Annotated in this window: 12 protein-coding genes; 6 read left to right on the top strand and 6 right to left on the bottom strand. The window is 71.6% G+C overall.

Features of this window, described 5'->3' with window-relative positions; all coding sequences use genetic code 11:
* The first annotated feature begins 190 nt into the window (after positions 1-190).
* A complete protein-coding gene (locus tag ACIGXJ_RS05345; protein ID WP_399641788.1) occupies positions 191-1,048 on the top strand; it encodes a serine hydrolase in 858 nt (285 codons plus the stop codon).
* Between the two features lie 63 nt (positions 1,049-1,111).
* Entirely contained in the window at positions 1,112-2,128 is a 1,017-nt protein-coding gene (locus ACIGXJ_RS05340) for an esterase-like activity of phytase family protein (RefSeq protein ID WP_399641786.1), read from the top strand.
* 10 nt (positions 2,129-2,138) lie between these two features.
* Here the strand turns inward: ACIGXJ_RS05340 and ACIGXJ_RS05335 are convergent, their stop codons facing one another.
* A complete protein-coding gene (locus ACIGXJ_RS05335; RefSeq protein WP_399641784.1) occupies positions 2,139-2,498 on the bottom strand; it encodes a hypothetical protein in 360 nt (119 codons plus the stop codon).
* An 86-nt stretch (positions 2,499-2,584) separates the two neighbouring features.
* On the bottom strand, positions 2,585-8,809 hold the full coding sequence (locus ACIGXJ_RS05330) for a DNRLRE domain-containing protein (protein ID WP_399642148.1): 6,225 nt from the start codon (positions 8,807-8,809) through the stop codon (positions 2,585-2,587).
* A 351-nt stretch (positions 8,810-9,160) separates the two neighbouring features.
* On the opposite strand from ACIGXJ_RS05330, the gene ACIGXJ_RS05325 reads away from it, so the two are divergent.
* The 3 genes from ACIGXJ_RS05325 to ACIGXJ_RS05315 all read left to right on the top strand — a co-directional run bounded on the left by ACIGXJ_RS05325 (position 9,161) and on the right by ACIGXJ_RS05315 (position 14,906).
* Positions 9,161-12,874: an ABC transporter ATP-binding protein gene (locus ACIGXJ_RS05325; RefSeq protein WP_399641782.1), complete on the top strand. Its 3,714-nt coding sequence runs from the start codon at positions 9,161-9,163 to the stop codon at positions 12,872-12,874.
* A gap of 107 nt (positions 12,875-12,981) precedes the next feature.
* Positions 12,982-13,374 carry a hypothetical protein gene (locus ACIGXJ_RS05320; RefSeq protein ID WP_399641781.1) on the top strand — a complete coding sequence of 131 codons (393 nt, stop codon included), beginning with the start codon at positions 12,982-12,984 and terminating at the stop codon, positions 13,372-13,374.
* 116 nt (positions 13,375-13,490) lie between these two features.
* Complete coding sequence (locus ACIGXJ_RS05315) at positions 13,491-14,906, top strand: S28 family serine protease (protein WP_399641779.1); 1,416 nt, start codon at positions 13,491-13,493, stop codon at positions 14,904-14,906.
* A gap of 48 nt (positions 14,907-14,954) precedes the next feature.
* On the opposite strand, the gene ACIGXJ_RS05310 is transcribed toward ACIGXJ_RS05315, so the two are convergent.
* The 4 genes from ACIGXJ_RS05310 to ACIGXJ_RS05295 form a co-directional block, all read right to left on the bottom strand.
* Entirely contained in the window at positions 14,955-18,998 is a 4,044-nt protein-coding gene (locus tag ACIGXJ_RS05310) for a trypsin-like peptidase domain-containing protein (protein WP_399641776.1), read from the bottom strand.
* A 65-nt stretch (positions 18,999-19,063) separates the two neighbouring features.
* Positions 19,064-19,405, bottom strand: coding sequence for a CU044_2847 family protein (locus ACIGXJ_RS05305; RefSeq protein WP_399641774.1), 342 nt, complete (start codon positions 19,403-19,405; stop codon positions 19,064-19,066).
* A gap of 140 nt (positions 19,406-19,545) precedes the next feature.
* Complete coding sequence (locus tag ACIGXJ_RS05300) at positions 19,546-21,372, bottom strand: glycoside hydrolase family 3 protein (RefSeq protein ID WP_399641772.1); 1,827 nt, start codon at positions 21,370-21,372, stop codon at positions 19,546-19,548.
* Between the two features lie 113 nt (positions 21,373-21,485).
* Positions 21,486-22,412, bottom strand: a complete 927-nt coding sequence (locus ACIGXJ_RS05295) for a LysR family transcriptional regulator (protein WP_399641770.1) — start codon at positions 22,410-22,412, stop codon at positions 21,486-21,488.
* 88 nt (positions 22,413-22,500) lie between these two features.
* Here ACIGXJ_RS05295 and ACIGXJ_RS05290 point away from each other — a divergent pair, with 88 nt between their 5' ends.
* A complete protein-coding gene (locus ACIGXJ_RS05290) occupies positions 22,501-23,418 on the top strand; it encodes an EamA family transporter (RefSeq protein WP_399641768.1) in 918 nt (305 codons plus the stop codon).
* Positions 23,419-23,440: the final 22 nt, after the last annotated feature.

Genomic DNA, 23,440 nt, shown 5'->3' with positions numbered 1-23,440 from the left:
GGTTGATGGAGCGGCACCCGGAGAGTGGCATGGACATGTACTCAATCGGGTGAACGAACAGTGTCGGTTGCATGACAGAAACTGTGAATGCCCCGGCGCGCCCGACTCGCAGAGTCCCTGATCGACGTCGCGCGGCCACACACGGTCAGAACCGTGCAACTATTCGTCAACTCCGTTGGTCAACAACGGCATGACGCATCAGAGACGCGCCCGAGCGCTCGCCGCCACCCTCGGCGCAGGCCTCCTCATACCCCTCGCCGCGGCTTCACCCGCCGACGCGGCCACCCCGACGGTCAGCTGCACCTCCGCCAAGGCGGGCCTGGCCACCAAGCTGCGGCAGGACATCCAGGCCGCAGTCAACGCCCGCAGCGGAACCGTCGCCGTCGGCGTCTACGACCGCAGCACGAAGACCATCTGCACCCTGCGTCCGACCGTGCGCTACGACTCGGCCAGCGTCGTGAAGGTCACCGTCCTGTCGGCCCTGCTCCACGACGCCCAGCTGTCGGGCAACCGCGCCCTGACGGACCGGGAGATGTCCCTCGCCCGGAAGATGATCACCCAGTCGGACAACGACGCCACCACCGTCCTGTGGAACCAGCTCGGCGTGACGAAGATCCAGCGCTTCCTGGACGCCGCCGGCATGACCCACACGGTGCCGGGCCCCTACGGCACCTGGGGCATCACCAAGATCACCGTCACCGACGAGCAGAGACTGCTGAAGATGCTCACCGCGAGCAGCTCCACCGTCCTCAGCCCCGCCCGCCGCGCCTACGTCCTGAAGCTGATGCGCGAGGTCGTGTCGACGCAGTTCTGGGGCACGCCCTACGGCGCCCCCTCCACGGTCACCAAGGCCGTGAAGAACGGCTGGCTGCAGCGCACGTACGACCACCGCTGGCGGGTGCACAGCATCGGCGCCTTCAAGGGCAACGGCCACGACTACTTCATCAGCGTGCTCACCCTCAACAACACCGGCAGCACGATGCAGTACGGCGTCAACACCATCCAGAGCATCGCCAGGGTCGTCCACCGCGACCTGCACGCGAGCTGACGCTCCGGCGCGCTTCACGACGCGGCCTCCCGGCCGTCACCGGCCCGTTCTACGGTGACGGCCATGCGCCTGAGAACCGTACTCACGACCGCGACCGCCGTCCTGGCGGCGGCCACCTGCCTGACAGCCGCCGGGACCGCCGACTCCACTGAGGGCGGGAACTGTTCGCCGTCCGTCCGCATCGAGGGCTTCTCCGACGCCCTGGACAAGACGGCATACGACGGCACCTTCGTCGGCAACCTCTCCGCACTCGCCGTCGACCGGGACGGCTCCCTGGCCGCCGTCTCCGACCGCTCGGCCCTGTTCTCCCTGGACCGGGAGACCCTCGCCCCGCGCGCCGTCGTCCCGCTCGCCGACGAGCAGGGCCGCGCCCTCGACTCGGAGGGCCTGGCCGTCGACCGGGACGGCACCTACCTCGTGTCCTCCGAGACCGAGCCCGCCGTACGCCGCCACGGCCGCGACGGCGCGATCCTGGACAGCCTGCCCGTGCCGGACGCCCTGCGTGTCGCCCCGGCCGGCCGCGCCCGCGCCAACCAGACCTTCGAGGGCCTCACCCTGCTGCCCGGCGGGCGCACCCTGATCGCGTCCATGGAGTACGCGATCTCCGGCGACACCCCCGGCATCGTCCGCCTCCAGACCTGGCGGCGCGACGGCACGGGCTTCCGCCTCTCCGCCCAGTTCGCCTACCGCGCCGACGACAATCTCGGCGTCCCCGAGATCCAGGCCCTGCCCGACGGCCGCCTCCTCGTCCTGGAGCGCGGCTTCACGGCGGGCGTCGGCAACACCGTCCGCCTCTACGCCGCCGACCCGCGCCACGCCACCGACACCCGTGCCGTCGACACGCTGACCGGCCAGGACGACGTACGGCCGGCCCGCAAGACCCTGCTCGCCGACCTGGTGGACTGCCCGTCGCTGGGAGCGCCGGCCCGGCAGCCGCAGCCGAACCCCCTGCTCGACAACATCGAGGCCATGACGGTCACCGGGCGCGGCAAGGGGGGTCTGCGCGTGCTCCTGGCCAGCGACGACAACCAGAACCCGGCCCAGATCACCCGCTTCTACCGGCTGCGGGTGCGCCTGTGAGCGGGGGCTCTCAGATGCTCCAACCCAGCAGGGGAAGCCGTTCTCCGGTGAGCAGGGCCGCGAACATCGCCAGGGACAGCAGCAGCACCGCCGCGAGGCGCAGTGCGATCACCACGTCGGCGGCGGTACGCGCCGGCTCCCAGGGGACCAGTCGCACCAGCCAGGTCACGGGCACGGACAACGCGAACCACAGCGCCAGGCTCTCGATCTCCTCCTGGCCGGACATCTGCACCGGCGCGCTGGCGTCGAGGTCGTAGCCCTCGGCGTACATGGCGAACGCCAGGACGGTCCAGCACAGAGCGGCGAGGAGCGTCACACCGGTCTCGGCGCCGGCGAGGATCCGGCGGCGGCTTTCAGGGACGTAGGACACAAGCACGATCTCTTTCGGGGGACGTGTGCGGTGAACGGACAGCAGGGCCGGCCCGAACGGCCGGCCCTGCTGAGTGGGACGAGACCCTAGACCATCGGGTTGCCCTTGGCGTTGGACATCAACTTGTGCTTCTTGACCGCCTTCTTGCAGCGGTTGCACGCCGCCTTCTTGGCGCCGCCGTAGGTCCACGCCGTGATCTGGCCGCCGATCTTCCGGCCGACCTTGTTGTTGAACTTGTCGGCCTTCGAGTCCCGCTTGGCCTTGGCGGAACTGCCCGCGGCCTTCTCATGAGCCCAGCCGAGGGACTTGGCCAGGCTCGAGCCCACCGCCCAGGTGAGCATCGCCTGCCAGATGCAGTGCCGGTAGGCGTTCTGCTTCGGCCCGTTGGAGTAGGCCCTCTTCGCCTCCTTCAGCGCCCAGTGGGTGATGTACACCATGTCGGCGCACCACAGCGCGAACATGGCGCAGATCGCCGCTTCGGGCAGCAGCCCGCCGGTGCTGTACTGGCCACTCAGGTCGTAGCAGTTGACCGGGTCGCCGGAGCAGTACTCGTACGGGTTGGCGTTGCCGCCCGGAACCGGGTCCCGGGACAGGAACCGGCCGGTCTCCGCCTGGTACAGACGGGAGCCCATGAGAGTGACGCCGGACGGGGTCTCCGCGGAGCGCTGCTTCCCGCCGAGCCAGCCGTAACGGCCGGCCGGCCGGCCCTCGCGCGGCTTGCCGTACTCGTCGTTGTCGAGCGCGACCGGGGCCACGCTCGTGTCCAGCGGCAGCCGGAGCGCGATGTCGCCGTGCACCGTGCTCAGTTGCAGCACGGTCTGACCGGTCTTGGCGGTGGTCGCGGCGAACGCGCCCGACGTCGAGGCCACGTTGCGGGTCAGCGTGCCCGAGGCGGTGTCCTCCACGATCCAGCGCGGGTTGTCACTGTCGTCACCGTAGTGGTTGAGCTTGGACTCGCTCTGCGCCCAGGTGCCGCCGCTGCTCGTCTCGGTCGTCCAGCCCCTGAACCGCAGGGCCGCGTCCAGCTGCCACGTCTGGCGCTTCGTGCCCGTCGTCAGCCGGTGCACGAGGTCGTTGACGTAGTAGCCGGCCGTGGTGCCGGGCAGGGAGGTGGTGCGGCCCAGGGCGTCGTACTGGTAGCCGGTGTCGACCAGCCGGTCGGCGGTGTCGTAGGTGTGGCTGGTGGTGGTCCCTCCTGTGGTGGGGCAGGCGGCGCCGGCCTCACCGGCGGCCGTGGTGAGGGTCTTGCGGTTGCTGCGGCTGTCGAAGGTGTAGGTGCGGCGAGTGCACACCTGACCCGTCGTGTCCTCCACCGTGGTGAGCCGGCCCGCCCCGTCGTAGCGGTAGCTCTGGCCGGACCAGCCCGAGTGGCTGGTGACCTGTCCGTGCACCGACTCGCTCACCGTGTCGGTGAACACCGTGGTGCCGTCGCTGGTGCGGGTGTAGGTCCGGGACACCTCCGCGCCCGTGGGGTCCTCGGTGACGTCGAGGGCGTACCCGCCGGGGAGGCGCTCGGAGCGCACCGAGCCGTCCGCGTCGTAGGACGCGGAGAACGTCCCCGCCACCGAGTCGTTGGCGGCGGTGACCAGCCCACGCGGTTCAGCGGTGTGGTCGTAGGTGTACGTCACGGTCGACGGGACCGAGTCGGAGACCTTCACCGGGCGGTCCAGCAGGTCGTACTCGGTCGTCGTGGTGCCGCCGTCGGCGTCCGTGTAGGACACCTGCCGGCCCAGCTTGTCGTACGCCTTGGTGACGGTCCCGGCCGTCGTGGAGGTGAGCCTGGCCACCTGGCCGGTGGCCGGGTCGTACTCGGTGGTGATCTCGGGGACGGCCTGTCCGACGGTGCCGGTGGTCGCGACCTTGTACTTGCGGCCGGCCGCGTCGTATGTGGTGGTCGTGGTCCGCGTGGCGCCGTTGGCCGTCTCGGTGACCTTGGCGGGGTTGCCCCACCAGTCGTACTCCGTGGTGCTGTCCGTCACCTCGGTGGGCCGGGTGCCGCCGCCGCTGATGGCGCCGGCCGGGCCCGTCCAGCAGACCTGATCGGCCCACTCCGGGCGTCCCTGGCAGTCACCGGTGCCGCTCCCCGACCAGTACGTCACGATGGTCGTGGCCGCGTCGGAGCCGGAGGAACCCGGCGGGATCTTGGCGGTCACCCGGCCCTGTGCGTCGTACTCGGTGGCCGTGACCAGGTTGAGCGCGCCGACATCCCGGACGGTAAGGGTGGGCAGACCCTTGACCCAGTCGTACTGCGTCTCGGTGACCCGCTTCTCGCCCATCACCGAGTCGTGGTCGCGGACCCGGACACCGCTGATCTCCAGCGTCACCTGGTCCTTGACCGTGGCGGTGCCGTCGCTGGGACGGCCCTCGTCGTACTCGTAGACCGACCAGGACCGGGCGGGCACCGAGGTGCCGGCCGTGATCAGCACGTTGGTGCCGCTCTTGAGGTCCTCGGTGAGTTCGACCCGGTGCAGCGGACCGAACTCCTCCAGCTCACGGATGCCCCTGTCGTCGAAGAGCGACACGGTGGAGAGCAGCTCGGAGCGTTCCGCCGCAGGACGGTCGACGATGCCGAGGCCGGCGAGCGTCTCGCGCTGTGCGGCGGTGGTGCCGAGCGCCAGCGCCCGGTTCGCCGGGGACAGCGTGCGGACGGTGTTGCCGAAGCGGTCGTACTCGGTGGTGGAGATGTGCCCGCCGGGCAGCGCCGAGTTCACCTCGCGGCCTGAGACGCCGAGGTAGTGGACCTCGGCCCGCCGGTAGCCGGCCGCGGTCAGCGCGGAGCCCGTGCTGCCGGCCGGGACGGCGTCCGCGGGGAAGACCGCGGTGGCGTCCGTCGGCGCGTTCAGCTGGCCCCACGCCCGGACGTCGGCGGCGCCCATCTGGTACGGGGCGGAGGTGCCGGTCAGCGGCACGTCGTAGACCACGCTGGTGGCGGCCGTGCCCTCCACGACGTCCTTGGTGCCCTGCTTCAGGCCGGCGCGCGCCACGTTCAGCAGCATGCCGTCACCGGCCGTGGCGGAGCTTCCGGCCCTGCCGTAGGTGAAGGTCCAGGGAAGCTCACCCGGCGTGGTCAGCTGGGTGACGCGGCCCGCGGTGTCATAGGCGTACTCCGTCCTCAGGGCCGGACTGATCAGCGGGTGCCATGACTGCCGGAGCCGGCCCGCGCTGTCGTACAGGTACGTCTGCACCGGCCGGGAGGTCGCCTGCGCCGCGCCGGGCTCGGTGGACCACAGCCGGAGCTCCTTCACCTGGCCGGCGAAGTCGCCGTAGGCGGTGGCCGTGGCGGTCGTCGTGGTGGCGTACACGAACTGCAGGGCGCGGCAGCCGCGGGTGGCGGGCGCCGTGGTGCAGGTCGCCGCGCTGACCGCGGAAGTCGGGGCGATGATCCGCTCCGGACGGGACAGGGTCTTGCCGCCCATGGTGACGGTCTCGGACACCACCGTGGTGGTGGAGTTGTCGAGGCCGCCCACCAGGCTGCTCGCCGCCTGCCAGGTGGAGGTGCCCTGCGGCTTGGTGAACCGGGTCACCGTGCCCTCGGTGTCGGTGAGTGCGAAGGAGCCGGTGACGCCGCCCGTCAGGGTGAGGTCCTCCGCTCCCGGCTCGGGGATCCAGCCGGTCCTCGCGGCGTTGGCCGTGAAGTGGATGGCGTCACCGTCCTCCAGCACCACGTCGACCGCGGTGTCGGAGACGCGGCGCAGGTGGGAGTAGTCACTGTCCGCCAGGCCGGACACGGTGCCGGCCACCCACTCCTTGCCGAAGATCGGCGCCTGCCCGGTCTGCTCGGCGGCCCTGGCGGGGTTGCGGGAGGAGGCGGTGCGGGACACCGTCATGTTGAAGAACGACGCGTCGGTGGCCGACAGGCTGTAGTCACCGGTGAGCAGGTTGAGCTGCCCGGGGCCGACCTCGGTGGTGGCCGCGCCGTCCGCGCTGCGGTCCACGACGACGGTCAGCGGCGGCGTGCTCGCCGCGGCGGAGTTCGGCCCGGTGAAGTCGGCCTTGATCTGGACCGTGCCGTCGGGGTCGACGGTGGAGACGGCGTTCCACACCAAAGGCGCGTTCCTGCCGCCGGTCAGGGCCACCGGCCACGCGGTGAGCGCGGTGCCGCCCGACGTGACGTCCCCGACGGGGATCCGCACCCACGGATCGGCCTCCGAGCGGCGCCAGGAGAAGGAGACGCTGTCGTACTTGCCCGCCTCGGCCTCGGCTACGAGAGGCAGGCGGCGTGCGGTGCGCTCACCGTCCGACGGCTGGACGAAACCGCCCGGGCCGACGTGGAAGGTGTACTCGAGGGCCTCCGACTTGTTGTCCGCCTTGTCCACGGCCCGCACCTGGAGGGTGTGGGTGCCGTTCTTCGACGGGGTGATGCCGATGGCCTTGTCCGTGGTGGCACCGCCGGTCGCGACCTTGGTCCAGGTCACGCCGTCCAGCGACCACTCCAGCCAGTTGTGGTCCGTGGCCGGCGGGGTGACCGTGAAGGTGCCGGCCTGTCCCGCGCCCTTGACCCACTTGTCGGACGGGTAGTCCGTGGAGACGATCTTCGACGGCGCGGAGGGCGCCTTGGTGTCGACCGTGAACGTCTTCCACGCCGACCAGCCGGTGTTGTAGTGGGTCCCGTCGTACGGCGAGGTGCGGAACTTGTAGGTCCGGCCCTCCGTCAGCAGGCCCGCGGGCACCGCGACGGACGCCGGCTGGCCCGAGGCCACGAAGGGCGACACCAGGACGTCACCGACCTGGGTGCCGGTGGCGTTGTCATAGATCTGGAAGGTGCCGGTGACCTTGTCGCCGTCGGTGTCGACGAAGGTGTCCCGCAGCGTCGGGGTGGTGGTGTTCACCACGTACGCCCCGGAGTACGACAGGTACGGCGGGCCCGCCTCCTGCTGGGTACCGGTGCGGGGACGGTAGTTGTAGGTGACGACCAGCTTCGGCGGGTTGGAGGCCGCCTCGGCCGAGTTGACGCGCTTCCACTGCGCGGTCACCGTCTCGCTGGAGGCGCGCACGCCCATGTGACCGCGGGTGGCCTTGGCCGAGGCCCACTCCTGTGCCAGCGTCGTCACGTCGGCGTTGATCCAGCCGTCGGGCTGCGTGGAGCACCCGGCGTTGCCGCGGGTCTCGGTGGAGGTGGCCTTCTTCGCCGTCATGACCGGGCGGTTGGTCCAGCGGCTGGAGGTCGACGCCGCGCCGGAGGCCCACACCTCCCACGGGTAGGGCTGGCAGTCCACGTTGGCCGAGTGGAAGTTCCACAGGCTGAGCGTGGCCTTGGAGACCAGGGCGTCCTGGATGGGAGTGGTGTTCCAGGAGATGAAGCTCTGCGCGGTGCGCGGGGTGCCATCGGTGTTCGTGGTGCCCGGATTGCCGAAGTCCAGTTCGGTGTCCGCGGACCAGTCGACGGTCTCGCCCTGCTGCACGTAGGTGTCGAAGACGTTCGACAGGGCGGACGTCGAGGGGTCGACCGTGACCGGATAGGTGGTGTCCGGGTCCGCGAGGAACCGGGCGTCGGGGGTGAGGACCAGGTCCACACCGCCGGAGGTCCGCACGACCTTCAGGGCGACCTTCGCCCGGCGGGTGTGTTCGCCCGAGCGACGGTCGACTGTCGCGTCCCACATCACGGGTGCGGGCATGACAGCCCTCTTCCTGCTCTTCTCGTCGGTGAAGAGCAGGCTGCCGTCCTTGAGGCGCTTGACGTCCAGCCCCTCGGCCCGGAGCGGCAGCGTGTAGGAGTACCGGTCCTGTGCGGGACGCCTTCTGAGCGTCACGTACTGTTCGAAGCCGGTCCGGGTGGCCTCGACGACGACGTCGCCGCCGGGCACGGCGTTCGGGTAGGTGGCGCGGTTGCCCGCCAGCTCGGGCTCGGGCAGTCCGCCCTTCCACTGGAGGGTGATCCGCTGGTCGCCCTCCCCGAGGGTGACCAGGTCGCGGGCCGCGGCGTCGGCGGCGTCCGCGACCGAGGTGAGCTTGCGGCCTCCCCGCTTGCCGAGCTCCAGACCTCGCGGGTGGGCCTTGGGAGCCACGGAGCCGTCCGCGGAGCGGACCAGGTCCAGGTCGACCGTGCGCCAGGTGTCGCCGTCGCGGAAGCGCACGGGCCCCGCGGACAATGCGGTGGTCAGGGTGCCGTTCGGATTGGCCCAGGTCGTCGAGGTCTCCGTGCGCTCCGACAGCGCCTCGACGCGCCGGTTGTTCAGGCGGGCCGCGACGCGCGCCGAGGGTATGTCCGCGGCGGTGGTCGCGACGGCCGCCTTCTGCGGCTGCGTGCCGGGTGCGGAGGGCGGCGGTGCGGCGAGCGCGCCCTCCGCACCATAGACGACCGTCGTCGACATCACGACGGCCAGGCTCACCGCGACACGGCGTATGAGCCGTCTTCCCCCGGGCCGGAGCAGGCGTGAGCGCCCCGTCCCTCCGGGTGAGTGGGTATTCACTTGTCTCCCCTGGTATGCCGCTGAGCGGCTTGTTTCTGATCTCGGGCGTGGTCACGCCCTGAGGGGAACCTAAGTAAGAAAATGATCTTTGTAAAGAAAAGGTAGGCGACGGTAAAGGTGCTGCTGAGAGACCTGCTCGCGCTGGAGCGACCGCGCTTTGCGGCCGATTGTTGCGGAGGGATGAAATCCGCTTCTTTCGGTGTTGCAGCCTTCCGGCAGATCAGGTGAACAGCACGACCGGAGGGCACCGACGTGGAACCGAAACGGGGATGGGCACGGAGACTGGCGGCATACGCCTGGCGATATCCCAAGGACGTCGTCCTCGCCCTCGCCTCCTCCCTCCTCGGCATGGCCGTCATGGCGGTCGTCCCGCTGATCACCAAGGTGATCATCGACGACGTCGTCACCGCCCGGACCCGTGACATGGCCCCCTGGGCCGGCGCCCTGATCGGCGCGGCCGCCCTCGTCTACGGCCTCACCTACATCCGCCGCTACTACGGCGGCAGGCTCGCCCTCGACGTCCAGCACGACCTGCGGACGGAGATGTACGGCACGATCACCCGGCTCGACGGCCGCCGCCAGGACGAGCTGTCCACCGGCCAGGTCGTCGGCCGCGCCACCAGCGACCTCCAGCTGATCCAGGGCCTGCTCTTCATGCTGCCGATGACCATCGGCAACTTCGCCCTCTTCCTGATCTCCCTCGTCGTGATGGCCTGGCTGTCCGTCCCGCTGACGCTGGTCGCGCTGGCCGTCGCGCCCGCCCTGTGGTTCATCGCCAGGCGCAGCCGCGCCAAGCTGCACCCCGCCACCTGGTACGCCCAGGCCCAGGCGGCCGCGGTCGCGGGAGTCGTCGACGGCGCCGTCAGCGGCGTACGCGTGGTGAAGGGCTTCGGGCAGGAGGAGCAGGAGACCGGCAAGCTCCGGGAGGTCGGCCGCCGCCTCTTCGCCGGCCGGCTGCGCACCATCCGCCTGAACAGCAGGTACACCCCCGCTCTCCAGGCCGTCCCCGCGCTCGGCCAGGTCGCCATGCTCGCCCTCGGCGGCTGGCTCGCGGTCCGCGGCCACATCACCCTCGGCACCTTCGTCGCCTTCTCCACCTACCTCGCCCAGCTGGTCGGCCCGGTCCGCATGCTCGCGATGGTCCTCACCGTCGCCCAGCAGGCCCGCGCGGGCACCGAGCGCGTACTGGAGCTGATCGACACCGAGCCCTCGCTCACCGACGGCACCAAGGAACTGCCCGCCGACGCGCCCGCGACCGTCGAGTTCGACGACGTCTCCTTCGGCTACGACGACGACCGCCCCGTCCTCGGGGGGCTGTCCTTCGAGATCCGCCCCGGCGAGACCCTCGCCGTCGTCGGCTCCTCCGGCTCCGGCAAGTCGACCGTCTCCCTGCTGCTGCCGCGCTTCTACGACGTCACGCACGGTGCCGTCCTCATCGGCGGCCACGACGTGCGCGAGCTGACCCTGGAGTCGCTGCGGGCCGCGATCGGGCTGGTCCCCGAGGACTCGTTCCTCTTCTCCGACACCGTCCGCAACAACATCGCCTACGGCCGCCCCGACGCCACCGACGAGGAGATCCGGAAAGCCGCCCGCGCCGCCCAGGCGGACCGTTTCATCGCCGAGCTGCCCGACGGCTACGACACCAAGGTCGGCGAGCACGGACTCACCCTCTCCGGCGGCCAGCGCCAGCGCGTCGCCCTCGCCCGCGCCATCCTCACCGACCCGCGCCTGCTCGTCCTGGACGACGCCACCTCCGCCGTCGACGCCCGCGTCGAGCACGAGATCCACGAGGCCCTCAGGGAGGTCATGCGGGGCCGCACCACCCTGCTGATCGCCCACCGCCGCTCCACCCTCAACCTCGCCGACCGCATCGCCGTCCTCGACGGCGGCCGCCTCGCCGACCTCGGCACCCACGAGGAGCTCCAGGAGCGCTCGGCCCTCTACCGCCGCCTGCTCACCGACCCCGACGAGCTCGGCGGCGTCTCCCCGGGCCACACCCAGCAGCTCGCGCCCGCCGAGGACACCTCCGTCCGCGACGAGCTGGACGCCGAGTTCGACGCCGAGCGCGGCATCACGCCCCGGCTGTGGGCGGGGGAGCGGGAGCCGAGGGACACCGCCCTGTCCGGCACCCCCGCCACCCCCGAGCTGCTCGCCCAGGTCGAGGCCCTGCCACCGGCCACCGACACCCCGGAGGTCGACGAGGCCCGCGCGGTGCGGCCCGAGGACAGCTACGGCCTGCGCAGGCTGCTCAAGGGCTTCGGCCTGCCCCTGCTGGTCAGCCTCGGCCTGGTCGCCGTCGACGCCGGCATGGGCCTGCTCCTGCCGGTGCTGATCCGGCACGGCATCGACAGCGGCGTCAGCGAGGCCGCGCTCGGCGCGGTGTGGGCGGCCTCCCTGCTCGGCCTGCTCGCGGTGGCCGCCCAGTGGGCCGCGCAGACCGGCGAGACCCGGATGACCGGCCGTACCGGCGAGCGGGTCCTCTACGCGCTGCGGCTGAAGATCTTCGCCCAGCTCCAGCGGCTCGGCCTCGACTACTACGAGCGCGAGCTGACCGGCCGGATCATGACCCGGATGACCACGGACGTCGACGCCCTGTCCACGTTCCTCCAGACCGGCCTGGTCACGGCCTTCGTCTCGGTCGTCACCTTCTTCGGCATCATGGGCGCGCTGCTGGTGCTCGACATCGAGCTGGCCCTCGTCGTCTTCGCCACGCTGCCGCCGCTGATCGTCGCCACGTACTACTTCCGCCGCGCGAGCGTGAAAGCCTACGAACTGGCCCGCGAGCGGGTGTCGGTGGTCAACGCCGACCTTCAGGAGACCGTCGCCGGGCTGCGGATCGTGCAGGCCTTCCGGCGCGAGCGCGACGGGGCGCGCGACTTCGCCGAGCGCAGCGACGACTACCGCAGGGCGCGCGTGCACGGACAGTGGCTGATCTCCCTCTACTTCCCGTTCGTGCAGTTCCTCTCCGCGGCCGCCGCCGCGTCGGTGCTGATCGCCGGTTCCGGCCGGGTCGCCGAGGCCACACTGACCACGGGCGCGCTGGTGGCGTACCTGCTCTACATCGACCTGTTCTTCGCGCCCGTTCAGCAGCTCTCCCAGGTCTTCGACGGCTACCAGCAGGCGTCCGTCTCCCTCGGCCGCATCCAGGAGCTGCTGCGGGAGCCGACGTCCACGCGCAGCGCCGAGAAGCCGCGCGAGGTGCGCTCCCTGCGGGGCGAGATCGCCTTCGAGGACGTGCACTTCGGGTACGGCCCCTCCGACGCGCCGGAGGAGGCGCTCAGCGGCATCGACCTGCGCATCCCCGCGGGCCAGACGGTCGCCTTCGTCGGCGAGACCGGCGCGGGCAAGTCGACCCTGGTGAAGCTGGTGGCCCGCTTCTACGACCCGACGTCCGGCCGGGTCACCGTCGACGGCACGGACCTGCGCGACCTGGACCTCACCTCCTACCGGCACCGCCTCGGCGTCGTCCCGCAGGAGGCGTACCTCTTCCCCGGCACGGTCCGCGACGCCATCGCCTACGGCCGCCCCGACGCCACCGACGCCGAGGTGGAGGCCGCCGCCCGCGCGGTCGGCGCCCACGAGATGATCGCGCGCCTGGAGGGCGGCTACCTCCACGAGGTCGCCGAGCGGGGCCGCAACCTCTCCGCCGGCCAGCGCCAGCTCATCGCCCTGGCCCGCGCCGAACTCGTCGACCCCGACGTGCTGCTCCTCGACGAGGCCACCGCCGCCCTCGACCTGGCCACCGAGGCCCAGGTCAACCAGGCCACCGACCGCCTCGCCGGCCGCCGCACCACCCTCGTCGTCGCCCACCGCCTCACCACGGCCGCCCGCGCGGACCGGGTCGTCGTCATGGACCACGGCCGCGTCGCCGAGGACGGCACGCACGAGGAACTGCTGGCCCGCGGCGGCCGCTACGCCGAGCTGTGGGCGACGTTCGTGGGGGAGCCGGTCGCGGCGGTGAACTGACCGGACGGGGCCCTGTGTCCGGGTCCCGTCCCGGTTGTGCAACCATCCTGCACCTGGACGGCGTCCGTACAGCAGTACGGCGACGGTCGGGTTCGGGAGGGGCGCCGGTGGACAGGAGTGCGATACGCCGATGGCTTGCGCTCGGCATGGCCGTGCTCACCGCGTCCGGCCTGCTCGCGCTCAGCGCGCCGGGCGCCGCCCACGCGGCCTCCGCGCAGAACTGCGCCGGCCGCAAGGTGCGCACCCTGGGCTTCGCCACCGGCGCGGTGCACGTCTACAAGAGCGGTGGCCTCGTGTGCGCGGTCACGGTCGCCAGGCACCCCGGTGCGCGCAGCTGGATGACCGTCAGCGTGCAGGCGCGCGGCTTCCGGCCCGCCCATCAGGAAGGCATGCGCACGCGCCGCATCGGCCCGGTCGACACCTACGCCGGTCAGCGCTGCGTCCGGGTCAAGGGCTCGCGGGGCAACGGCTCGGTGGACTCGGGCTGGATCCTGTGCTGACCGGGCACGATCGTCCCGGATAGATCCTTTTGCGCAACTGTTAGCTCAACCTCCCCTGGTGTGAACGGTGTTGCTCCGATAGCTTCCGGCGCACATCTGTTTCCCAGGGAGGGTGCATGCGCAAGGCGCTCAGATGGCTGCTCGCGCTCACCGTGCTCATCGGCACGCTGAGCACGGCCGGGGCGGCCACCGCCGCCCAGCCGGAGGCCACCGCGACCGGCGACATCAAGGACCGGCTGCTCGCGATACCCGGAGTGAGCCTCATCGAGGAGAAGCCGTACACCGGTTACCGCTTCTTCGTCCTCAACTTCACCCAGCCGGTCGACCACCGGAACCCGTCGGCGGGCACGTTCCAGCAGCGGATCACCGTCCTGCACAAGGACGTCAGCCGCCCGACGGTCTTCTACACCGGCGGCTACAACGTCTCCACGACCCCCAGCCGGCGCGAGCCGACCCAGATCGTGGACGGCAACCAGGTCTCCATGGAGTACCGCTTCTTCACCCCGTCCCGGCCCGCCCCGGCGGACTGGAGCAAGCTGGACATCTGGCAGGCCGCCAGCGACCAGCACCGCATCTTCGAGGCGCTGAAGGGGATCTACTCCCAGAACTGGATCTCCACCGGCGGCTCCAAGGGCGGCATGACCGCCACCTACTACGAGCGCTTCTACCCCCGCGACATGGACGGCGTGGTGGCCTACGTGGCCCCCAACGACGTCGTCAACAAGGAGGACTCCGCCTACGACCGCTTCTTCGCGACCGTCGGCACCAAGGAGTGCCGCGACCGGCTGAACGCCGTCCAGCGCGAGGCGCTCGTGCGCCGGGAGCCGCTGGAGAAGAAGTACGAGGCGTACGCCGCCGAGAACGGCCTCACCTTCGACACCATCGGCGGCCTGGACCGCGCCTACGAGGCCGTCGTCCTCGACTACGTCTGGGGCTTCTGGCAGTACAGCCTGCTCGCCGACTGCGACACCATCCCGGCGGACGCGGCACACGCCTCGGACGACGAGATCTGGACCTCGATCGACACGATCTCCGGCTTCTCGGCGTACGCCGACCAGGGCCTGGCCACGTACACGCCGTACTACTACCAGGCGGGCACCCAGCTGGGCGCGCCCACCATCCAGTTCCCGCACGTCGAGAAGCAGTACATCCGCTACGGCTACCAGCCGCCGCGCAACTTCGTCCCGCGTGACATCCCCATGACCTTCCAGCCGTGGGCCATGCGCGACGTCGACAGCTGGGTCCGCCACCACGCGCACCACATGCTGTTCGTCTACGGCCAGAACGACCCCTGGGGCGCCGAGCAGTTCCGCCTCGGCAAGGGCGCCCGCGACTCCTACGTCTTCACGGCCCCCGGCGCCAACCACGGAGCCCGCGTCGCGGGCCTGGTCGACACGGAGAAGACCCTCGCCACGGCCAAGATCCTTCAGTGGGCGGGCCTTTCCTCCACCGTCGTCTCGGAGGCCAAGCCGCTGGCGAAGTTCGACGCCAAGCTGGACCGGCGGATGCCGGAGCGCGGCCTGCGCCGCTGACCGACTGTCACTTCGACGGCGGGCTCCGCGGGGCCCGCCGTCGGGGTTTCAGGGGCAGACGGTGGCGTCCGAGTCGCCGGGGACGTAGGCCGCCCGCTCCAGCCGGCTGAGGTCGCGACCGAAGGTGCGGCAGACCTGCCGGGCTGCCTCGTCGGCCTCGGGGATGGAGGCGATCCTCCACAGCCGTGCCGTCCCGTCCCCACCCGCTGTGGCGAGGGCACGCCCGTCAGGACTGAAAGCCACTGAGGTCACCTCGCTGAAGCTCGCGAGGACGGCGACACGGGCCTTGCCGGTGTCGGAGTCCCACAGCCGGATGGTTCCGTCGTCGCTGCCCGTCGCGAGAATCTTGCGGTAGGGGTGGAACGCGACGGTCTCCACGCCCGCCCTGTGCTTGGTCATCTCGATGAGGACCACACCACTCACTGCGTCCCACAGCCGGACCGTTCCGTCGTAGCTGCCGGTGGCGACCCTGCGGCCGTCCGGGCTGAATGCCACGGACAAGACCGAGTCGTGGTGCCCACGAAGTACTTTGATCCTCCGTCCGGAGGACACATCCCACAAAGTCGCCGTCGAATCGTCGCCGGCCGTGGCGAGGACTCGGCTGTCCGGGCTGAACGCAACGTCGTAGATGGGCCCGCTGTGCGTGGCGAGCGGGTGGAGGAGGACCTTAGCCGTGTGCGCGTTCCGCAGATAGATGGTGCCGTCCTCGTCGGCGGTGGCGAGGGTTCGGCCGTTGGGACTGAACGCCGCCGCACGTACCAGGTTCTGGTGTTCCCTCTTGCGTTCGATGATCACCTTCCCGGTGCTCGCATCCCACAGGCGAACGGTCTTGTCGTCGCTCGCGGTGGCGACCGTGTGGCCGTCCGGGTGGAAGGCCGCCACGTTCACCTCACCCCCGAGCTTCAGCTCCTCCAGTCGTCTGCCGGTGTCGGGGTCCCAGAGCTGAGCGGTCTCGTCAGCACTTGCGGTGGCGACCTTGTCACCCTTCATGCTGTAGGCGACTTTGTATACGCGGTTGGTGTGTCCCCTGAGGGTGGTGTTGTCCTTGCCGAGGTTCGCGTTCCACAGCCGCACCGTCGTGTCGCGGCTGGCGGTGGCGAGGGTGCGGTTGTCGCGGCTGTACGCCAACGCGAGCACGTCGTCGGAATGTCCGATCAGGGTGCCTCTGGGACCTGTGGTGTCGGTGTCCCAGAGCCGTACGTAGCGGTCGGTGGCGGTGGCGAAGGACTTGCCGTCCGGGCTGAAGACGATCAGAAACGCTGACTCGTACAAGGTCGTGTGCTTGTCGCCGCTCTGCGGGTCCCTCAGAAATACGTCGTAATCGTCCGCGGTGGCGAGGGTGTCACCGTCCGGGCTGAATACCACCGACGTCACCGGCAGTGTGTGCTCCGTGAGTGTCCTGGTCGATCGCCTGGCATCCACGTCCCACAGCCGTACGGTGTTGTCGTCACCGCCGGTGGCGAGGGTCTTCCCGTCCGGATGGAAGGCCAGCGTCCTGACCGGCTTGGTGTGCCCCCTCAACGTGCCGAGGCGTTCACCCGTGTGTGCGTCCCACAGCCGGACCGTTTTGTCGTCGCTGCCTGTCGCGAGGATCCGGCCGTCCTTGCTGAACGCGACCGCCCTGACGGGCCCTGTGTGGCCGGAGAGCGTCCGCAGGAGTTCGCCGGTGTCCGGCTCCCACACGCGGGCGGTTCCGTCGTCGCTGCCGGTGGCAAGGCGATCCTTGCTGAACGCCACTGTGTTCACCGGCTGCTTGTGCTGAGTGAGCCTGAGCCGGATCTTCAGTGTCCTCGCGTCCCGCAGCAGGACGGTGTGATCGTCCCCGGCAGAGGCGAGCATGCCGCCGTCCTCGCTGTACGCGACCGCCCGCACCACGTCGCTGTGCCCGGACAGGCGGCGGTGCGCGGGCAGGGCCGCGGCACTGCGCACGGTGTCGGTGGCCTCGGACGTGTTCTTGGTCCGGTACGCCTTCACCGCCAGCAGCGCGGCCAGTTCCGGGTTGGTGTAGAGCAGGTCGTTCGATTCCCCCGCCAACTGGCGTGACACGGAACGCTGTTTGGCATGTTCGACCCGGTTCCGCTGCCAGACCGCCCCGCCCACCGCGATCAGCGCCAGCACCAGCAGACTTCCCAGTACCGCGTTGAGCCGCCGGCTGCGCCGGATCACCGCCCGCTGACGGTCCCGGCTCGCCGCCAGGAACTCGGCGATGTCCGCGGGAAGCCTCCGCTTCTGGGCCAGTTCCAGTCCCTCCGCCAGCGCCGTCCCGCCGAGCAGGTCCCCCGGGTGCTTCTCGGCCTCCCAGCGGGCCTGGCGTTCACGGGTCCGGTTGAGCCAGTCCTGGAAGCGGTGGTCCTCGTCGACCCACTTGCGCAGGGCGCCCCAGTCCCGGATGAGGGCCTCGTGGATCAGCTCGGCGACCGGTTCGCCGGGAGGCCCGCCCGGGATCCGGGAAGCCTGGAGACTCTGGGTCGTGATGATTCGACGCCGGGCGAGCGCAACGATGACCGCGTCGACGTCGCCCTGCTCGCCCGAGGCGCCCGGGTCGGCCGCCAGGTCGCGCAGTTCGTTCAGCGGGACCTGGGTGCGGACGGCGGTGATGTTGTGGCTGGGGTCCGCCGGATGCACCAGGGACGTCAGCGCGCGCCGGGCGATGACCTGCTGGTCGGCGGAGAGCTCCTCCAGGGCGCTGTCGCACCAGGTCGTGACGCTGCCGCTGACGCCCCCGATCTGCAGGTACGCCTCATGCGTGAGGTGGCCGTCCGCGCGCCGGTCCCACAGCTGGCGCAGGGTCATCTCCAGCAGCGGCAGCACGGTGACGGGCGCCCGCCGGGTGACGGCCGCCTCGGGGGTGATGTCGAGGACGTCCCCGATGATCCGCTCGGGCAGCCCGGGCTGGAAGCGCAGCCCCACGTCCTGGGCCGGCTTGACGATGATGTCGTGCAGGTCCTCGTAGCCGAGCGTGCCCGGCACGTTGAGCAGTCCCGGCATCGCGGCGTCCAGCAGCCGGGGCGCCCGCGCCGCCAGCTGCGGGTAGAAGTCGTCCCTCATGATCAGGATCACGGTGATCTTGGTGTACCAGTCGGCGGCCGAGGTGACCTCGTCGATCACCGCGAGGGTGTCCCGCAGCCGCCCGTTGGTGCCGTGCACCAGCAGCTCCTCGAACTGGTCGATGACCAGCAGGACACGCTGGCGGGAAGGCTCCTCCGCCAGCCGCCGGTTGACCGCGGCGATGATCCCGCCGGCGCTCGCCCCCGGCAGCCCCGCCCGCTCGATCTCGGCGAGCATGTCCTGCCCCGGCCGCGCCAGCACCGGCAGCCAGCGGTCGCTGCCCGGCAGCACTCCCGCCGCCAGCTCGCGCAGCACACCGGCCTGGATGAGCGACGACTTACCGGACCCCGACGGCCCCAGCAGCAGCGTGAGCCTGCGCTGCCTGGCCAGGTTCGTCACGACCTGCCGTACCGCCTCCGACCGGCCCTCGAACCACCGCGCGTGCTCGGCCGTGAACGGCTCCAGCCCCCGGTACGGGCACACCTCGCTCTCGGCCAGGTCCGGCAGGATCTCCCGCAGCACCCCGGTGGGGGTGGCGTAGGCGATGCCCAGGCCCCGCTGGTACGCGTCGGGCGCGGTGATCTCGGTGACCATGCCGATCACCAGGCCCGTGACATCGTCCAGGAGGGGCCCGCCGCTGAACCCGGTCGTCAGGTCGTTGGCTGCGGTCAGCTGCAACTGCGCGCCCACGCCGTGCACGGCGAGCAGCACGTCGCCCGCCTCGCCGTAGCCGTAGTGCCCCTCGGCGCGGGCCTGGGTCGGAAAACCGTACGAGCGCACCCTGTGGCCCCGGCAACCCTCCGCCGACCCGAGCGGCAGCACCTGAGCCCCGGCCGGCGCGCTCGCCAGCCGGACGAACGCCACGTCCTCCGCGTCGGACGCCCGCCACGGCTCCTCCGCGACCGTGCCCTCCACCCGCTCCGCGCCCGCCACGTGCGGGAAGGACAGCGCGACCGGGGCACCGGGGCCGCCGCCCGCCGCCTCGACGACGTGCGCGCAGGTCACCAGGACGTCCTCGGCGACCAGGAAGCCCGTGCCGGCCACCCGCCCGTCCGCAGCGAGGACCTGTGCGACCGCCGTGGGCAGACCGGATGCCGCGCCACCACCCGTCACGGCGATCCGCTCTCGGCGCCGGGGCTCTCGTGCTTCCAGGACACGGTCACCTTGAGATGACAGCCGGCCTGGGTCTTGGTGATCACGGCTCCGGCCTCGAAGGTCAGGGCCACCCCGAACTCGATGGTGATCTCGTCCGGGCGGGCCTTGCGCAACTGCGTGAGCGCGGCACGCGCGGCCTCGGTGACCGGCTCCAGGGCGCCTTCCAGGGTCGTCGGCAGCTCGCGCACGGTGTCGCCGGTCCGGCCGGCCTTCACCGGGCCCCCGTCCGGCAGGCCCGGCTGCTCCACGAGGACGGAGCCCCCTTCTCCCAGGGGAATGCGGGTCAGAGCCGTCACGACGCCTCCTTCGCGGCCCGGCCCCGGCGCCGGCTCTTCCGGGGACTCCACCACGGTCCTCGAGAGCGGGACCCGCCGCACGCGGGGTGGGCCGTTCGCGTGTCCGGCACGGCGGGCGCGCCGGACACGCGGACGGGGCGTCAGTACGTCAGCCCGTGTCCGATCGGGTACAGCGCCTGCGTCGGGTCGTCCGCCCGCGGCACCGGCACCGGCAGCTTGCCGCGCGGGGACACCTCGCCCGCGATGACCCGGGCGGCCGCCCGCAGTTCGACGTCCGTCCAGGAGTACGTGGCGAGGTAGGCGCGCACGCCGGGCAGGCGGGCCACGTCGTACGGGTTGCGCACCGCCACCGCGACGACCGGCACGCCCGTCGCCAGCAGCCGCTCCACCAGGGTCTTCTGACTGCTGGTCGCCGAGACGTTGTACGTCCCGATCACCACGGCGTCCGCATCCCCGGCCGCCGCGACCGCACGGTCGATCACCGCCGCCGACGGTGCCGTGCCGGTGGACATCACGGTGGTGGTGAAGCCCTGTTCGGCGAGCGCGGCGGCGAGGACGCCGGTGGGCGGGCCGGTGGTGCCGGACGGGGAGGCGAGGTCGGCGCCGAGGACGAGGACCTTGCCGTGGGAGGCGGGGGAGAGGGGCAGCAGGCCGCCCTCGTTGACCAGCAGGGTCGTGGTGCGCTCGGCGATCCGGTCGGCGGCGGCCAGGTGCGCGCCGTGGCCGACCGCCCGGTCGACACCGCCCGGGACGACGTACGGGTCGTCGAGCAGCCCGAGCTTCGCCTTCAGCCGCAGCACCCGCAGGACCGATTCGTCGAGCCGCTCCTCCGTCAGCTCGCCGTCCTGCACCGCCTTCAGGACCGCGTTCCACGCCAGGTCGAGCTTGGGCGGGTTCAGCAGCTGGTCCGCCCCGGCCTTCAGCGCCAGCACGGGCACCCGGTCGTCGCCGTACTTCTGCCGTACGCCGGCCATGTCGAGGGAGTCGGTGACCACGACCCCGTCGTAGCCGAGCTCCTCGCGCAGGATGCCGGTGAGGATGGGGCGGGAGAGGGTGGCCGGGTCGCCGGAGTCGTCGAGGGCGGGCACCAGGATGTGCGCGGTCATGATGGAGTCGATGCCGGCCTCGATCGCCGCGCGGAACGGCGGTGCGTCCAGCGCCTCCCACTGCTCGCGCGTGTGCTTGATGGTCGGGAAGCCGTAGTGGCTGTCGACCTCGGTGTCGCCGTGCCCGGGGAAGTGCTTGGCCGTCGCGGCGACCCCGGAGTGCTGGTACCCGGCGACCTCGGCCGCCACCAGCCGGGACACCGCCGCCGGGTCCGCGCCGAAGGACCGTACGCCGATGACCGGGTTGGCCGGGTTGACGTTCACGTCGGCGACCGGGGTGTAGTCCTGCCGGATGCCCATCGCGCGCAGCTCCCGGCCCGCGATCCGGCCCAGCGTCCGCGCGTCGCCCCGCGAGCCGCCCGCGCCGATCGCCATCGCGCCGGGGAACAGCGTGGCGGGCTTGCCGACCCGGCACACGATGCCGTGCTCCTGGTCGGTGGAGACCAGTACGGGCAGGCCGCGCGGCTGGTCCAGGGACGCCCGCTGGATGCCGTTGGACAGCTCGGCGATCTGGCGCGGGTTGCGGGTGTTGTGCGCCCACACGAAGTAGATGACGCCGCCGAGCCGGTACCTGGCGATCAGTTCGGCGGCCGTGCGCACGCCGAACTCCTTGAGGTTGGCGTCGATGTCCGCCTGGTCGGGGGCCGTGGCGGAGTGGCCGTAGACCCGGGAGACGAACAGCTGGCCGACCTTCTCCTGAAGGGTCATGCGGGAGACGAGGCCGCGCAGCCTCTTGTCGTCGACGTCCCCGGTCGCCAGGGCGGGCGCCCCGACGGCGAGGGCCGCGGTGACGCCCGCACCGGCGGCGAGGACCGTACGTCTGGAGGGTTTCGCGGTGCTTCCCGTGCTGGTGTCGTGCACGTGCACTCCTTCCGGAGGCTGCGAGGGTCCGCTGAAGGAAACTTCCGAGGAGTCACCAATATCCGGGAAGTTTCTGCCAGTCAAGGGAGTGCACAACGGGTGTTGCCGGGGTGTCAGCCCGCAGCGGCGGGCGTCTGCGCGGCCACCGCGGGCCAGTGCTCCTGCAAGGTGCGCACCGTCTCCGCGATCGCCGGACGCCTGGAGACTCCGGTGCGCCACAACGCGTACAGCCGCCGCACCGGCGCCGGGTCCAGCGCCACCTCCACCACCCCGCCGGGCAGCGGGCCGCGGCCGAGCCGCGGGACGAGCGACACCCCGAGCCCGGCCGCGACCAGCGCGACCAGCGTCGGGTTCTCGTCCGCCTGATGCACGATCTCCGGCTCGTGACCGGCCCCGCGCAGCGTCCGCATCAGCCAGTCGTGGCACACCCGTCCCGGCGGCTGGCACACCCACCGCTCCCCGCCCAGCTCCTCGCGCCGCACCGACTCCCGCCCCGCGAACGCGTGCCCCCGCGGCACCAGCAGGGTGCACCGGTCGTCCCCGATCACCGCCTGCTCCACGCCCGGCGGCACCCGCAGCGGGGCGATGTCCCAGTCGTGCGCCACCACCAGGTCGAGCGCGCCCTTGGCGACCATGCCGACCGACAGATGCGGGTCGATCTCGCTGAGCCGCGTGTCCAGCGCCGGATGACGCCGTGCCAGGTCCGCGAGCACGCCCGGCAGCAGCCCGCGCGCCGCCGACGCGAACGCCGCGATGGTCAGCCGGCCCGCCGGCACCCCGCGCCGCTCCTCCAGCTCCGTCTCCGCCCGCTCCACGATCGACAGCAACTCCTGGGCCGCCGCGACCAGTTGATGTGCCTCCGCGGTCAGCCGGACGCCCCTGCCCTCGCGTTCGAGCAGGACGGTCCGGGTCTCCCGCTCCAGCTTGGTGATCTGCTGGGACACCGCCGACGGCGTGTAGCCGAGGGCGGCCGCGGCGGCACCGACGCTGCCGTGCACGGAGACGGCGTGCAGGGCGCGCAGACGCTGGAGATCGAGCATGCCGGACTCCTGGGTTAAGAATCACTGAAGCGAACCGTGCACAAATCATCGCTGGTGCTGCACAGTCGCGGGAGGTGATCCTCGACGTATGCGCCCCGCCCACCTCGCCCTCGCCGTCCTCGTCGCCGCCGTGTGGGGCGTCAACTTCACCGTCATCGAGATCGGCCTCGACCACTTCCCGCCCCTGCTGTTCTCCGCCCTGCGCTTCCTCGCGGCCGCGCTGCCGGCGGTGTTCCTGGTGGGGCGCCCCAAGGTGGCCTGGAAGTGGATCCTGGGCGTGGGCCTGGTGCTGGGCGTGGCCAAGTTCGGCCTGCTGTTCGTGGCCATGGACGCGGGCATGCCCGCCGGCCTGTCCTCCCTGGTCCTCCAGATCCAGGCCGTGTTCACCGCCCTCATCGCCTACGCCGCCCTGCGCGAGCGCCCCTCGCCGACCGGCGTGGCCGGTATGGCGGTCGCCCTGTCCGGGATCGCCGTCGCAGCGGTCGACGAGGGCGCCTCGGGACCCCTCGGCGCCTTCGCCCTCTGCGTCGCCGCCGCGGCCTGCTGGGGCGCCTCCAACGTCCTGACCCGCAAGGCGGCACCCCCCGACGCCCTCAACTTCATGGTGTGGGTGAGCACGGTCCCCGTCCTGCCCCTGCTGGGGCTGTCCCTGCTGACCGAGGGCTGGGACCGCGACACGGCCGCCCTGCGCGCGCTGGACTGGCAGGGCGCCGGCACGGTGGTCTACGTCGCCTGGGTCACCACGGTGTTCGGCTTCGGCGCCTGGGGCCGGCTCCTGCGCCGCCACCCCGCCTCCACCGTGGCGCCCTTCTCCCTCCTGGTCCCCGTGTTCGGCATGTCCTCCGCCGCGCTGTTCCTCGGCGAGCCGGTCAGCGGCCTGCGCTGGGCGGCGGCGGCCCTGCTGGTCGGCGGCGTGGCCCTGACGTCCTTCGCGCCGCGGGGCCGCCGGGCGCGGGCCGTCCCCGTGGACGCCGCGACACCGGAGCCGGCCGTCGGCCGACCGTGAGCGGCCCGGCGCCCACCCAGGT

It is taken from the genome of Streptomyces sp. NPDC053367 (genome assembly GCF_044545925.1).
GTDB lineage: Bacteria > Actinomycetota > Actinomycetes > Streptomycetales > Streptomycetaceae > Streptomyces.
This window is presented reverse-complemented; position numbering and strand designations above follow the sequence as displayed.